15 protein-coding genes and 1 tRNA gene are annotated in these 13344 nt (G+C 66.5%); 10 read left to right on the top strand and 6 right to left on the bottom strand.

All coding sequences use genetic code 11. The annotated features are described in order from the left end of the window. Positions 1 to 34 precede the first annotated feature (34 nt). The 3 genes from HWX39_RS08325 to HWX39_RS36170 form a co-directional block, all read right to left on the bottom strand. Entirely contained in the window at positions 35 to 379 is a 345-nt protein-coding gene (locus HWX39_RS08325; RefSeq protein WP_059448122.1) for a cupin domain-containing protein, read from the bottom strand. 309 nt (positions 380 to 688) lie between these two features. Beyond that, entirely contained in the window at positions 689 to 994 is a 306-nt protein-coding gene (locus tag HWX39_RS36175) for an Imm72 family immunity protein (protein ID WP_244134952.1), read from the bottom strand. 214 nt (positions 995 to 1208) lie between these two features. After that, positions 1209 to 1592 (bottom strand): Imm71 family immunity protein, encoded by a 384-nt coding sequence (locus tag HWX39_RS36170; protein ID WP_244134951.1) that lies wholly within the window; start codon positions 1590 to 1592, stop codon positions 1209 to 1211. Between the two features lie 331 nt (positions 1593 to 1923). Between HWX39_RS36170 and HWX39_RS08315 the strand changes: the two genes are divergently transcribed. Both HWX39_RS08315 and trmB read left to right on the top strand, forming a co-directional pair. Next, positions 1924 to 1998 (top strand) — tRNA-Gly (locus HWX39_RS08315). Positions 1999 to 2130: 132 nt separating this feature from the next. Then, positions 2131 to 2898: a tRNA (guanosine(46)-N7)-methyltransferase TrmB gene (trmB, locus tag HWX39_RS08310; protein WP_175966936.1), complete on the top strand. Its 768-nt coding sequence runs from the start codon at positions 2131 to 2133 to the stop codon at positions 2896 to 2898. A gap of 114 nt (positions 2899 to 3012) precedes the next feature. Here trmB and HWX39_RS08305 read toward each other — a convergent pair whose 3' ends face one another. From HWX39_RS08305 to HWX39_RS08295, 3 genes are all read right to left on the bottom strand, one after another. Continuing rightward, positions 3013 to 3843, bottom strand: coding sequence for an undecaprenyl-diphosphate phosphatase (locus HWX39_RS08305; RefSeq protein ID WP_175966934.1), 831 nt, complete (start codon positions 3841 to 3843; stop codon positions 3013 to 3015). A gap of 80 nt (positions 3844 to 3923) precedes the next feature. After that, positions 3924 to 4505, bottom strand: a complete 582-nt coding sequence (locus tag HWX39_RS08300) for a DUF1439 domain-containing protein (RefSeq protein ID WP_021157056.1) — start codon at positions 4503 to 4505, stop codon at positions 3924 to 3926. Beyond that, complete coding sequence (locus HWX39_RS08295) at positions 4502 to 4819, bottom strand: YkgJ family cysteine cluster protein (protein WP_034195806.1); 318 nt, start codon at positions 4817 to 4819, stop codon at positions 4502 to 4504. The genes HWX39_RS08300 and HWX39_RS08295 overlap by 4 nt, the downstream gene beginning before the upstream one ends. A gap of 172 nt (positions 4820 to 4991) precedes the next feature. Between HWX39_RS08295 and hemN the strand changes: the two genes are divergently transcribed. The 8 genes from hemN (at position 4992) to urtD (ending at position 13343) form a co-directional block, all read left to right on the top strand. After that, entirely contained in the window at positions 4992 to 6383 is a 1392-nt protein-coding gene (gene hemN / locus HWX39_RS08290) for an oxygen-independent coproporphyrinogen III oxidase (RefSeq protein ID WP_175966933.1), read from the top strand. 80 nt (positions 6384 to 6463) lie between these two features. Continuing rightward, positions 6464 to 6721: a hypothetical protein gene (locus HWX39_RS08285; RefSeq protein WP_175966930.1), complete on the top strand. Its 258-nt coding sequence runs from the start codon at positions 6464 to 6466 to the stop codon at positions 6719 to 6721. Between the two features lie 104 nt (positions 6722 to 6825). Then, on the top strand, positions 6826 to 7479 hold the full coding sequence (locus HWX39_RS08280; protein ID WP_175966928.1) for a protein-L-isoaspartate O-methyltransferase: 654 nt from the start codon (positions 6826 to 6828) through the stop codon (positions 7477 to 7479). Between the two features lie 14 nt (positions 7480 to 7493). After that, positions 7494 to 7817, top strand: a complete 324-nt coding sequence (locus HWX39_RS08275) for a rhodanese-like domain-containing protein (protein ID WP_175966926.1) — start codon at positions 7494 to 7496, stop codon at positions 7815 to 7817. A 406-nt stretch (positions 7818 to 8223) separates the two neighbouring features. Then, positions 8224 to 9531 (top strand): urea ABC transporter substrate-binding protein, encoded by a 1308-nt coding sequence (gene urtA, locus HWX39_RS08270; RefSeq protein ID WP_175966923.1) that lies wholly within the window; start codon positions 8224 to 8226, stop codon positions 9529 to 9531. 149 nt (positions 9532 to 9680) lie between these two features. Then, on the top strand, positions 9681 to 11300 hold the full coding sequence (gene urtB, locus HWX39_RS08265) for an urea ABC transporter permease subunit UrtB (RefSeq protein ID WP_175966921.1): 1620 nt from the start codon (positions 9681 to 9683) through the stop codon (positions 11298 to 11300). Between the two features lies 1 nt (position 11301). Next, a complete protein-coding gene (gene urtC / locus HWX39_RS08260) occupies positions 11302 to 12489 on the top strand; it encodes an urea ABC transporter permease subunit UrtC (RefSeq protein WP_175966919.1) in 1188 nt (395 codons plus the stop codon). After that, complete coding sequence (gene urtD, locus HWX39_RS08255) at positions 12486 to 13343, top strand: urea ABC transporter ATP-binding protein UrtD (protein WP_175951560.1); 858 nt, start codon at positions 12486 to 12488, stop codon at positions 13341 to 13343. The genes urtC and urtD overlap by 4 nt, the downstream gene beginning before the upstream one ends. Position 13344 lies beyond the last annotated feature (1 nt).

The following is a 13344-nucleotide window of genomic DNA, read 5'->3' as shown; positions in this document are numbered from 1 at the left end:
CCCGCTGTCGGGCCGTTCATGCGCGCCATGTCGCTCAGGCGAAGACGAAGTACTTGCGCACCGTCTCCACCACTTCCCACGTTCCTTTCATGCCGGGTTCGATCACGAACACGTCGCCGGCCTTCAAGTGCACCGGCTCCTCGCCTTCCGGCGTGATGATGCAGTAGCCATCGAGGAAGTGGCAGTACTCCCACTTTTCGTAGTTCACCTCGAACTTGCCGGGCGTGCAGATCCAGGTGCCCATGATCTTGCTGCCGTCCTTCGAGACGTACGCGTTGAGGTTCACGGTATGCGGATCGCCGCCGATGCGTTTCCACTTGGTCGCGTCAACGACAGGCGTCGGGCAGGTTTTGCGCAGAACGGTGATGAAATCGGACATGTCGGCTCCAGACTGACGATCGTATGAGAGGCCTGTCACGTTAGTTCGAAAGCGTTGTCGCGACTTGCATGCTTCCGACACCGACCCGTCTATTTTCGACACGGGCTTGCTTGCGGGCACTCCGCCTCGGCAGCCGATTCGATTGTCCGGTTGAGGATCGCCATCATGCCAAATGAACCTCCCCCACGCTGCGCGGGGCGGCCCCGGCACGGACGCTCCGGCCTCGACATAAACCGGATCTTTCACAGCCGGGCTATGCCAGCAACCGGTGCGCGGACAAGGCGCTCCGGGCAGGATCCGTAGCCTCGGTTACGCGACAGGCTTGGGGAAGTAAGTTCCCTCCTCCGCCGGAATGCTGCCATCCCGGTAACGCGTGTCCTCCCAAAGCAGCCGCCAGCGCACCACCTGTTCGTCGTTGGTCCCTTCCAAAAGGTACTTGTGGGCAACACTGCCCTTGAGGAAGTAACTCGGACAGCCCACCTTGCCGGCCGGAAACCAAGGCTCCCAGATACCCTCGACTGGAATCGCCTGATCGCTATCAATCTCGCCGCTGCCGGATTCGTTCCTGGGCGGACAGGGGGAAGCGATGCGGGATAGGTACGACCGGGTGGCCAATACCGCCAAGCCGGAAGGGGCGCATCTTCGAACATGGATTCATAGGTCCAGCGCTTGAACACCCGCGTGCCGCCGTCGGCACGCTTGCCATAGGTAAGGTATTCGGAAAAATCGAGCCCGACCGTGCACTTGAGCACCTGACAGCTCAACTCTTCAATCCACGCCCCTTCCGCATACCCCGTTGCATATTCGAAATCCGACAATCTCGTATCCCTCACGCCAAGCGCGTGGAAAAACGGGTCATATGTTCGACCGACCTCGTGCACGCTCCGCCCGAACAACAGTTCGCCCCCTTCTCGCTACCCGTTATGAGCGCACCGTAAGCCGATCGCTTGTCGGCACCTTGTCGCAAGGTCTCAATGCCTTGCTCCATCCTCACCAGCGCATTCAGGAAATCGCTGGCATACGCTGCCGCCAATTCCGCCTGATTCGGGCTCGGCGTGTCCAACTGCCTGGCGTACGCGTGAAGGAAATCCCTGAACAGACTCACTGCATGATCCAGGAACGTCACGCTCGTCCATTTCTTGAGCAGGTAAAACGCTTTGGCGCGCGCATCCAGTTCCTGCTCGGGCGTCATGGTCAGAGTATTCAGCATCATGGGTTCTGCTCTTCCGTCGATTGTTTTCCGACATCGGCGAGAGTTCGCCGCGCATAGCCTTTGCGAGAACGCCCCCGCGACGGCGCCGACGACGGTCTCGCCGATCGTATTCGACCCATCCGTTGGGCCGTTGAAATTCGGCCCCGATGCTACAGCGCGCCAAAGGGATGTGCGTTCAGCCTGGATGGGTGATCCCGCGAATAGTGAGGGGCTCGCCCGACACGGCCCGCGACGCCACCGCTCCAGCATCGAGCCATGCCAGTTTCGCTGCCACCGCCCCAAACCACCCGCTTGCCATCCCCACGTCAAACCCTGTAGAATCACCCGTTCTGCGGGCGTCGTATAATGGCCATTACCTCAGCTTCCCAAGCTGATGACGTGGGTTCGATTCCCATCGCCCGCTCCACTTTCCGGCTGCATCGCAGCCTGCGCAAAAGCCGCCTCGTCGAAGGCGGCTTTTTTGTACCATGTGCCGGTTCCCCGGCGCACTGCTGCGCACAACGGGCCTTCGCCCGCAACAAAGCCTTTCTCTGTACCGATGATGCACGACGATCCGAACGAAGCCGGCCTGCCGCCGCACGACGACGCCATTCCCGACGAAGCCACCGACGGCGCCGACGAAGTCAATCCGCTTCACCACCGCCGCATCCGCAGCTTCGTCACGCGCGCCGGCCGCGTGTCGACCGGCCAGCGCCGCGCGCTCGACGAACTCGGCCCGCGCTTCGTCGTCCCGTATGCGCCGGAGATGCCCGACTGGGATGCGGTGTTCGGCCGCAGCGCGCCGCGCATCCTCGAGATCGGCTTCGGGATGGGCGCATCGACCGCGGAAATCGCCGCGAACCGCCCCGGCGACGACTTCCTCGGCGTCGAAGTGCATGAGCCGGGCGTCGGCGCGCTGCTGAAGCTGATCGGCGAGCAGGACCTGCCGAACATCCGCATCATCCAGCACGACGCGGTCGAGGTGCTCGAGCACATGCTCGCGCCGGAAAGCCTCGACGGCGTGCACATCTTCTTCCCCGATCCGTGGCACAAGGCGCGCCACCACAAGCGCCGGCTGATCCAGCCGCCGCTCGTCGCGCATCTCGCGTCGCGCCTGAAACCCGGCGCGTACATTCACTGCGCGACCGACTGGCAGAACTACGCGGAACAGATGCTGGAAGTGCTCGGCGCGGAACCGACGCTCGAAAACACGGCTGCCGACTATGCGCCGCGCCCCGACTATCGCCCGGTGACGAAGTTCGAACGGCGCGGGCTGCGGCTGGGCCACGGCGTGTGGGACCTGGTGTTCCGCAAGCGCGCAGGCTGAGCCCTTCCGCCGAGGCGGCACACGTCGCACCGCCCCCAACGACAAAACGGCCCGACCGGCATCTGCCGATCGGGCCGTTTGCTTATGAAAGCGCGCCGGACACCGGCGCCCGCGTCACGCCCAGTTCAGCCAGCCGCTATACCCGACCAGCAGCACGAACAGCCCGAACGCGATCCGGTACCACGCGAACACCGTGAAATCGTGCGTCGCGACATAGCGCAGCAGCCAGCGCACGCACACGAACGCGCTGACGAACGCCGCGACGAGGCCAAGCGCGAACAGGCCGAGCGAATCGACGGTGAATGCCTGCCAGTCCCTGACGGTTTCATAGAGCGTCGCGCCGAAGATGATCGGGATCGCAAGGAAGAACGAGAATTCGGTGGCGACGCGCCGGTCGAGGCCGAACAGCATCCCGCCGATGATCGTCGAACCCGACCGCGACATGCCGGGCACCAGCGCGAAGCACTGCGCGATACCGACCTTCAGCGCATCGAGCGGCGTCAGCGCATCGACCGACATCACGCGCGGCGGCTCGCTGCGCTCGCGCTGCCGCGCCTCGGCCCACAGGATGATCGCGCCGCCCACGACGAGTGCGAACGCGACAGGCACCGGCGAGAACAGCACAGCCTTGATCTTCTTCTCGAACAGGAGGCCGAGCGCGATCGCGGGAATCGTCGCGATCACGACGTTCAGCGTGAAGCGCCGCGCGTCGGGCCGGCTCGGCAGCCCGGACACGATGGACGCGATCCGTTGCCGGTATTCCCAGCAGACCGCGAGGATCGCACCGAACTGGATCACGACGTCGAACGTCTTCGCGTGTGAATCGTTGAAATTCAGGAAACTGCCCGCGACGATCAGGTGGCCGGTGCTCGACACCGGCAGGAATTCCGTCAGCCCCTCGACGACGCCGAGGATCAAAGCCTTGCAGATCAGGATCCAGTCCATCCGTGGCCCAACTCCGAAATGGTCGAATGAATGGGCCACTCACTCGCGCGCGACCCCCTACGGCCGAGCGCGGTTCGTCGTCATTTTTCGACGATCGCCACGCGTATGCCGTTTGTAAGAATCGTAATTGTACCGGGTTCGTAGTTCACCCCGGCAAATTGCAGTTGTTCGGGCTTGAACGTGTAGATCGGATAGTTGGTCAGCAACTGCGTCGCGAGCAGGCCGGCGGCCGCGCCGACCTGTTGCGCGTACATCTGCGCGTCGCCGTCGAGCGCGAGGCTGTCGACGGCCGGCGACTTCAGCACGACCGAGCGGCTCGGCGCGTCGTAAGCCAGTTGGCCCGACACCGTGAACTTGCCGCTGACGGGCGCGCGCAGGAATGGGCTCGCGAAATGCGCGTCGAGCTGCACGGCCACGCGGTTCTGGTCGGGCAGCAGGTTGACGGCCGGGTTCGCAAGCGACACGTCGACGACCTGCGCGACCGTCTTCTGGTACGGGAACTTGCGCGCGACGGCTTTCTGCACGTCACCGCGCGAGAACGTGTAGTGATCGGGGATGAACGGGAACGTCGACGCGCACGCGGCGAGCGAGAGCGTCACGCCGATGGCGCCGACGGTTGCGGCGAGAAAACGGCGCCGGCCGGGCGCGCAAGGTGCGGTCATGCTGAACACTCTCCTGGTTGCGACGGCCGCGTCGCGGCCTCGAGACGCGTAAGCCACGCAAGCGCGTCGTCGCGCGACGCGCCGCACATGTCCGCGGCCGGCTGCAACCCGGAACAGCACGCGGGCCGCTCGGGGCGGCCGAAGATCCGGCAGCGCAGGTCGTCGCCGAGCTGCACGCAGCGCACGCCGGCCGGCTTGCCGTCGGGCATGCCCGGTATCGGGCTGGAAATCGACGGCGCGATGCAGCACGCGCCGCAGCCCTCGCGGCACGCATGCGGCGGCGGGACATCGGCAGGCGCCGGGCGGACAGGCATTTCGACGGACACTCGGCTCTCTCGGACGAACAACAAAAAACGGTGCGGCAACCGGACGCGGTGCCGGCAGCCCCACCCCGCATTGTGCCATCGCCGGCTGCGACGTTATTACACAATGCGGTCCAATCGCGCGTTTATATACTCGAAAGCATCTAAAAAGCGCGAGACCATCATGCATTCCGGTTCTGCCGACACAATGTTCCGTCCCGATTTGCTCGCGAAGTACGGCGCGAACGGGCCGCGCTATACGTCGTACCCCACCGCGCTGCAGTTCCGCGACGATTTCGACCCGGCCGACTATGTCCGCGCGGCCAGCGACCCCGGCGCGTCGTCGAGCGAACTGTCGCTGTACTTCCACATCCCGTTCTGCAACACCGCGTGCTTCTACTGCGGCTGCAACAGGATCGCGACCAACAACCGCCGCCGCGCGCGCCCGTATCTCGACCAGCTCAAGCGCGAGATGGCGCTGCAGGCCGCGCTGTTCGATCCCGCGCGCCCGGTCACGCAGCTGCACTGGGGCGGCGGCACGCCGACCTTCCTGTCGGACGACGAAACGGCAGAGCTGATGGCGGCCACCCGTGAGCACTTCGCGCTCGCGCCGGACGCCGACGCCGAATTCTCGATCGAGATCGACCCGCGCACGGTCACGCCCGCGACGCTCGTCCACCTGCGCAACATCGGCTTCAACCGGCTGAGCCTCGGCGTGCAGGATTTCGATCCGGTCGTGCAGCAGGCGATCAACCGCATCCAGCCGCTCGCGATCACGGCCGACCTGCTCTCCACCGCGCGCACGACGGGCTTTCATTCGGTGAGCGTCGACCTGATCTACGGGCTACCGCACCAGACCGTCTCCGTGTTCGCACGCACGCTGGAAACGATCATCGAACTCGCGCCCGACCGCCTGTCGGTGTTCGGCTACGCGCACATGCCGCACCTGTTCAAGATGCAGCGTCAGATCGACGACGCGACACTGCCACCGCCGGAGACGCGCATCGCGCTGCTCGGCCTCGCGATCGACATGCTGACGTCGGCCGGCTACGTGTACATCGGGATGGACCACTTCGCGCGGCCGTCCGACGAGCTCGTGCGCGCGCAGCGCAACGGCACGCTGCAGCGCAATTTCCAGGGCTACAGCACGCGTGCGGATACCGACCTCGTCGGGTTCGGCGTGTCGTCGATCGGCAAGGTCGGCGACGTCTACGCGCAGAACGCGAAAGACCTGCCCGCGTACGGCGCCGCGCTCGACGCGGGCCGGCTGCCGATCGCGCGCGGCGTACGGCTCACGCCCGACGACCGGCTGCGCCGCGACGTGATCACGCAACTGATGTGCAACCTCGACCTGCCGTTCTCGCACGTCGAGGCCGCGCACGGCATCCGCTTCGCCGATCATTTCGCGCGCGAACTCGACGCACTGCGCCCGTTCGAGCGCGACGGGCTGCTGACGATCGCGGCCGACCGCCTGACGATCCATCCGGCCGGCCGGATGGTCGTGCGCAACATCGCGATGACATTCGACGCGTATCTCGGCCAGGCGCAGCAGCAGCGCTATTCGCGCACGGTCTGAATTGGACGGCCCCGGCCGGCCGCACGCGGGCGGCCGGTTTGATACAGTGTGGGGCTTACGCCCCCGCCAGAATCCGCACGATGCGCACCACCAAAGCGACCCACGCGGTCGAACGCCTGAAGACCCGCTCCGGCAACCCGCAATTCGCGGCCGTCGCGACGGCGGGCGGCCTGTTCTATCTCGTCGACCGCTCCGGCGGCGCCTCCGAGAAGCGCTGCGAGCCGCTGCCGCTCGACGAGTTCGTCAAGTTCGTCGACGAATTCGGTCCCCAAAAGCCGCGCAAGGCGAGCAAGCTCGACCTCGCGTTCGAGGCGCAGATCAAGAAGAGCAAGGGGTAAAGGTCTGTTGCAGGCCGCCTGAAGGCTTCCCGGCCGCCCCGTTTGGTACAATCACGAAGTTTCTCTATCCCCGCTGATGGCCGACCTGGCTGCGTGACCACACCATGAATATCGAAAACGCGCGTTTCAACATGATCGAACAACAGATCCGGCCGTGGGACGTGCTGGATCTCGACGTCCTGGGCCTGCTGTCGATCGTCAAGCGTGAAAACTATGTGCCGGCCGAATACCGCGATCTCGCGTTCGCCGACCTCGAACTCCCGCTGCCGGGCGGCAGCAAGATGCTGTTCCCGCGCGTCGAAGCGCGCGTGCTGCAGGAGCTGACGGTCAAGAAGCACGAGAACGTGCTCATCATCGGCGCCGGCTCGGGCTACCTGGCTGCGCTGTTCGCGCACCGCGCGCAGCACGTGACGGCCGTCGAGATCGATCCGACCAACGCGAAGTTCGCGGAAGACAACCTGCGCAACGACGGCGTGACCAACGCGGAAGTCGTGCTCGGCGACGGTTCGCGCGGCTGGGCCGGCAAGGCGCCGTATGACGTGATCTGCGTCGCGGGCGGCCTGCCCGCCGTGCCGCAGGAAATGCTCGAACAACTGAAGGTCGGCGGCCGCCTCTCGGCATTCGTCGGCGGCCGTCCGGTGATGAAGGCGCAGATCATCACGCGCATCGACGACAAGCAGTACCGCGTCGCAGACGTGTTCGAAACGTACATCGACCACCTCGTCAACGCGATCGAGCCGTCGCGCTTCAAGTTCTGAGCGACGGAGCCACCATGCAGATCCTGACGGCCGCGATGCTCGCGCAATGGCTCGGCGACAAGGCGCGCCCCGCGCCGGTCGTGCTCGACGTGCGCGAACCGTGGGAAATCGCGACCGCGCACATCGCCGGCAGCGTGTCGATCCCGATGCAGCAGATTCCCGCGCGCAGCGAAGAGCTCGACGACGAGGCGGAAATCGTCTGCGTGTGCCATCACGGGATGCGCAGCGCGCAGGTCGCCATGTTCCTCGAATCGCGCGGCTTCACGAAGCTGTACAACCTGCAAGGCGGGATCGACGCGTGGTCGCGCGACGTCGATCCGTCCGTGCCGCGTTACTGATCCTGCCGGCGGCGCACACGCGCCGCCGCACCGGCCGGCACCCTGCCGACGGTCACACCGATCCGCCGAACGGGCGCGCATGGCGCGCCCGTTTCTCTTTCCCGCTCCGGTTTGCTTCGGCGTCGTCGATCGTGGCGCGAAGTCATGGTGCACGGCCGTTCCCGCACGACGTGCAGGTGCAGGCACCGGAACAGGGAAACCCGACCGTGCACCATTTGCGCCCGTGAACCTGCACCGCGACGGACCGGGCATGCTGCACGACGCGTCATGCGCACCGTCCCGACGCCACGCACCGCCCCGTGCAGGCACGCCGGACGTGCATCCGCACGACTGGCACATGCCTTGCGTTACCCCTTGGCCGACGCCTTCACGGCGCACGCATATCCAACACGTCAAGGGGAACCCGATGAAACGTCGCAGTCTGTTGAAGTTCGGTTCGATGGCCGGCGCACTCGCGCTCGCGGGCAAGAGCCCGTTCGTACACGCGGCCGATGCCGGCACCGGCCCGATCAAGGTCGGCATCCTGCATTCGCTGTCGGGCACGATGGCGATCTCGGAGACGTCGCTGAAGGACACCGCGCTGATGACGATCGCCGACATCAACAAGAGCGGCGGCGTGATGGGCCGCAAGCTCGAGCCCGTGGTGGTCGATCCCGCGTCGAACTGGCCGCTGTTCGCCGAGAAGGCGCGCCAGCTGCTCACGCAGGACAAGGTCGCATGCGTGTTCGGCTGCTGGACGTCGGTGTCGCGCAAGTCGGTGCTGCCGGTATTCGAGGAACTGAACGGCCTCCTCTACTACCCGGTGCAGTACGAAGGCGAGGAAATGTCGCGCAACGTGTTCTACACGGGCGCGGCGCCCAACCAGCAGGCGATCCCGGCCGTCGAGTACCTGATGAGCGCGGAAGGCGGCGGCGCGAAGCGCTTCTTCCTGCTCGGCACGGACTACGTGTATCCGCGCACGACCAACAAGATCCTGCGCGCGTTCCTGAAATCGAAGGGCGTGAAGGATGCCGATATTCAGGAGGTCTACACGCCGTTCGGCCACAGCGATTACCAGACCATCGTCGCGAACATCAAGACCTTCTCGCAAGGCGGCAAGACGACCGTGATCTCGACGATCAACGGCGACTCGAACGTGCCGTTCTACAAGGAGCTCGGCAACCAGGGGATCAAGGCGACCGACGTGCCGGTCGTCGCGTTCTCGGTCGGCGAGGAAGAGCTGCGCGGGATCGACACGAAGCCGCTCGTCGGCCACCTCGCCGCGTGGAATTACTTCATGTCGGTGAAGAACCCGACCAACACGAAGTTCAAGGACCAGTTCGCCGCTTGGGTGAAGGCGAACAACCTGCCGGGCGGCGCGAAGCGCGTGACCAATGACCCGATGGAAGCGACCTACGTCGGTATCCACATGTGGAAGCAGGCCGTCGAGAAGGCGAAGAGCACCGACGTCGACAAAGTGCGCGTCGCGATGATCGGCCAGACCGTCGCCGCGCCGTCGGGTTTCACGCTCACGATGGATGGCAACCATCACCTGCACAAGCCGGTGATGATCGGCGAGATCCGCGGCGACGGGCAGTTCAACGTCGTGTGGAAGACCAAGACCGCGGTGCGCGCGCAACCGTGGAGCCCGTTCATCGCGGGCAACCAGGGCAAGCCGGACGTCGTCAGCTCGATCCCGGCGTTCCTGCGCCGGCAGCGCGCGGCGCTGGCCTGATGCAACGTGGCGCGTCGCGCTTCACGCGCGACGTGCCGCTCGCACGCCGATGCCGATATCGAAGCACCGGTCGCGCTTGCCGTGACGAACCGCCCGCGCCCGCGCATCGCCGCCGGCATCCGCTTCCCCACGCCCGACAGGATTTCCCGATGCCTACACGCTTTCGCCGAGCCGCCGTCGCAATCGTCGCGTGCGCTGCCCTCGCGGGCGGGCTGCCACGCGCCGCGTTCGCGCTGACGGCCACCGACACCGCCGCGCTCGCCGGCGACGATTTCGACGCGAAGACGGCCGCGATCGAACGGCTCGCCGCCGACTCCGATCCGCGCGCCGTCGCGCTGCTCAACGCGCTGTCGACCGGCGACGCGCTCGCGACCGGCGACGGCCGCCTGCTGATCCAGGCCGGCGACACCGCGCACGATGCGCTCACGCAAGCCGCGACGCCGGCTGGAGACGCGCAGCCCGTGATGCTGAACAACCTGCTGCGCACGAAGATCGCGGGCGCATTGTCGGGCCTCGCGCTCGCGTCGCCCGACGTCGCCGCGCGCCGCGACGCGATCGACGCGCTGCTGAAGTCGCCCGACCCGGCGCTCAAGCCGATGATCGATCGCGCGCGCGCAAAGGAAACCGATCCCGCGCTGAAGCGCCGCCTCGACGCACTGTGGGCGATCGCCGCGCTGCACGACGCCGATCCGGCGAAACGCCTCGAAGCCGTGCAGGTGGTGGCCGCGCGCCGCGACCTCGACATAATCGAACAACTCCGCCCGCTCGTCGCGAAGAACGCGGACGGCAGCTATGCGGAGCCCGACGCGCGCGTGCGCGACGCCGCGCAGCAAGGGCTCGATGCACTGCACACGCTGCAGCGCCGCGGCGAGATCGTCGGCACCCTGTTCGCCGGCCTGTCGCTCGGCAGCGTGCTGCTGCTCGCCGCGCTCGGCCTCGCGATCACGTACGGGCTGATCGGCGTGATCAACATGGCGCACGGCGAATTCCTGATGATCGGTGCGTACGCAACCTATGTCGTGCAGACGCTGATCCAGCGCTACGCGCCCGGCGCGTTCGACTGGTATCCGCTCGTCGCGGTGCCCGCGTCGTTCGCGGCGGCCGCGCTCGTCGGCATCGTGCTCGAACGGCTCGTGCTGCGACACCTGTACGGCCGCCCGCTCGAGACGCTGCTTGCGACCTTCGGCGTGAGCCTGATCCTGATCCAGGCAACGAGGATGCTGTTCGGTGCGCAGAACGTGCAGGTCGTGAACCCGTCGTGGATGAGCGGCGGCGTGACCGTGATGCAGAACCTGATCCTGCCGTACAACCGGCTCGCGATCCTCGCGTTCGCACTCGCGGTGGTGTTCGTCGCGTGGGCCGTGCTGACGAAGACGCGGCTCGGCCTGTTCGTGCGTGCCGTCACGCAGAACCGCCGGATGGCCGCGTGCGTCGGCGTGAAGACCGCACGCGTCGACATGTACGCGTTCGCGTTCGGCGCGGGCATCGCGGGCCTCGGCGGCTGCGCGCTGTCGCAGATCGGCAACGTGGGCCCCGACCTCGGCCAGAACTACATCATCGATTCGTTCATGGCGGTCGTGCTCGGCGGTGTCGGGCAGATCGCCGGCACCGTGCTCGGCGGCTTCGGGCTCGGCCTCGCGAGCAAGGCGATCGAGCCGTTCTGGGGCGCCGTGCTCGCGAAGATCGCGGTGCTCGTGATGATCGTGCTGTTCATCCAGAAACGTCCTCAGGGCATGTTCGCCCTGAAGGGCCGCAGCGCGGAGGCTTGACGTGACTTCATTCACCCACTCGTTGTCGAACCCGGCCGCTGATGCGTCGCAGCCGGCTGCCGCCGCACGCGCGGCCGACGGCTTCGCGCTCGGCCTGCCGCCCCGCCCCGCGCTGCTGTCGCGGCGCGCGTGGCTCGCGCTGATCGCGCTGTGCATCGCAATCGGCATCGGCGTGCCGCTCGCCGCGCTCGTCGCGCCGGAGTCGAGCGCGTTCCATCTGTCCGCGTACGCGATGACGCTCACCGGCAAGCTGATGTGCTACGCGATCGCCGCGCTCGCGCTCGATCTCGTGTGGGGCTACTGCGGGATCCTGAGCCTCGGCCATGGCCTCTTCTTCGCGCTCGGCGGCTATGCGATCGGCATGTACCTGATGCGCGAGATCGGCCGCGACGGCAAGTACGGCAGCGACCTGCCCGACTTCATGGTGTTCCTCGACTGGCACCAGTTGCCGTGGTACTGGAGCGGCACGCAGCATCTCGCATGGGCGCTGCTGCTGGTCGTGCTCGTGCCGGCCGTGCTCGCCTGGGTGTTCGGCTTCTTCACGTTCCGCTCGCGCGTGAAGGGCGTGTACCTGTCGATCATCACGCAGGCGCTGACGTTCGCCGCGATGCTGCTGTTCTATCGCAACGAGACGGGCTTCGGCGGCAACAACGGCTTTACCGACTTCAAGCGCATCGCGGGTTTTGCGATCACGTCGCCCGGCACGCGCACGGTGCTGTTGCTGCTGACGTTCGCGACGCTGGTGCTCGCGTTCATCGCCGCGCGTGCGATCGTCACGAGCAAGCTCGGGCGCGTCGTCACCGCGGTGCGCGACGGCGAGACGCGGCTGATGTTCCTCGGCTACAGCCCGCTCGCATACAAGCTGTTCGTGTGGACCGTGTCGGCCGTGCTGTGCGGCATCGCGGGCGCGCTGTACGTGCCGCAGGTCGGCATCATCAACCCCGGCGAGATGTCGCCGGGCAACTCGATCGAGATGGCGATCTGGGTCGCGGTGGGCGGGCGCGGCACGCTGATCGGGCCGATCGTCGGCGCGTTCGCGGTGAACGGCGCGAAGAGCCTGTTTACCGCGTACTTCGCCGAATACTGGCTGTTCTTCCTCGGCCTGATCTTCGTGCTCGTGCCGCTGCTGCTGCCGCGCGGGATCATGGGCCTCGTCGAAACCGTGCTCGCGAAGGGGAAACGCGCATGAACGGAACGGCCCTCTACCAATTCACGCCGCCGCCCGAGGACGAACTGCTGGCCGTCAGCGGCACCGCATCGATGGGGCGCGTGGTGCCGCCCGGCATCGACACGTCGCACGGCACGATCCTCTACCTCGAGGATATCGAGGTGAGCTTCGACGGCTTCCGTGCGCTGAAGAAGCTGTCGCTCGCGATCGACGCGGGCGAGCTGCGCTGCGTGATCGGCCCGAATGGTGCAGGCAAGACGACGATGATGGACGTCATCACCGGCAAGACGCGCCCCGACGCGGGCAAGGTGTTTCTCGGCCAGACGCTAGACCTCGCGCGGATGAACGAGCCCGAGATCGCGCGCGCGGGCATCGGCCGCAAGTTCCAGAAGCCGACCGTGTTCGAACAGCATCCTGTGTGGGAGAACCTCGAGCTCGCGATGCAGACCGACAAGGGCTGGCTCGCGTCGCTGCGCGCGCGGCTCGACCGATCCGCGCAGGCGAAGATCGAGGAGACGCTCGCGCTGATCGGCCTCGAAAGCCACGCATTCCGCGCGGCCGGCGAACTGTCGCACGGGCAGAAGCAGCGGCTCGAGATCGGCATGCTGCTGATGCAGCGCCCCGCGCTGCTGCTGCTCGACGAGCCGGCGGCCGGGATGACCGACCACGAGACGATGGAACTCGCCGAGCTGCTGAACACGCTGCGCGGCACCTGCTCGATGATGGTCGTCGAGCACGACATGGAATTCGTCGCGGCGCTCGCGGGCGACACGGGCCGCGTGACGGTGATGGCCGAAGGCGCGGTGCTCGCGCAGGGCACGCTCGACCAGGTCAAGCGCGACGACGCGGTGATCGAGTCTTATCTCGGACGATGAT

Origin of the sequence: Burkholderia sp. BCC0322 (assembly GCF_902833045.1) — a bacterium.
Classification (GTDB): Bacteria; Pseudomonadota; Gammaproteobacteria; order Burkholderiales; family Burkholderiaceae; genus Burkholderia.
Note: the sequence above shows the minus strand (reverse complement) of the source record. Positions and strands in the feature narration are given on the sequence as shown.

Coding starts and splice junctions, on each gene's coding strand:
- HWX39_RS08325 (WP_059448122.1), bottom strand. CDS start 379: ATGTCCGATTTCATCACCGTTCTGCGCAAAACCTGCCCGACGCCTGTC.
- HWX39_RS36170 (WP_244134951.1), bottom strand. CDS start 1,592: ATGATGCTGAATACTCTGACCATGACGCCCGAGCAGGAACTGGATGCG.
- trmB (WP_175966936.1), top strand. CDS start 2,131: ATGATGCACGACGATCCGAACGAAGCCGGCCTGCCGCCGCACGACGAC.
- HWX39_RS08305 (WP_175966934.1), bottom strand. CDS start 3,843: ATGGACTGGATCCTGATCTGCAAGGCTTTGATCCTCGGCGTCGTCGAG.
- HWX39_RS08300 (WP_021157056.1), bottom strand. CDS start 4,505: ATGACCGCACCTTGCGCGCCCGGCCGGCGCCGTTTTCTCGCCGCAACC.
- HWX39_RS08295 (WP_034195806.1), bottom strand. CDS start 4,819: ATGCCTGTCCGCCCGGCGCCTGCCGATGTCCCGCCGCCGCATGCGTGC.
- hemN (WP_175966933.1), top strand. CDS start 4,992: ATGCATTCCGGTTCTGCCGACACAATGTTCCGTCCCGATTTGCTCGCG.
- HWX39_RS08285 (WP_175966930.1), top strand. CDS start 6,464: ATGCGCACCACCAAAGCGACCCACGCGGTCGAACGCCTGAAGACCCGC.
- HWX39_RS08280 (WP_175966928.1), top strand. CDS start 6,826: ATGAATATCGAAAACGCGCGTTTCAACATGATCGAACAACAGATCCGG.
- HWX39_RS08275 (WP_175966926.1), top strand. CDS start 7,494: ATGCAGATCCTGACGGCCGCGATGCTCGCGCAATGGCTCGGCGACAAG.
- urtA (WP_175966923.1), top strand. CDS start 8,224: ATGAAACGTCGCAGTCTGTTGAAGTTCGGTTCGATGGCCGGCGCACTC.
- urtB (WP_175966921.1), top strand. CDS start 9,681: ATGCCTACACGCTTTCGCCGAGCCGCCGTCGCAATCGTCGCGTGCGCT.
- urtD (WP_175951560.1), top strand. CDS start 12,486: ATGAACGGAACGGCCCTCTACCAATTCACGCCGCCGCCCGAGGACGAA.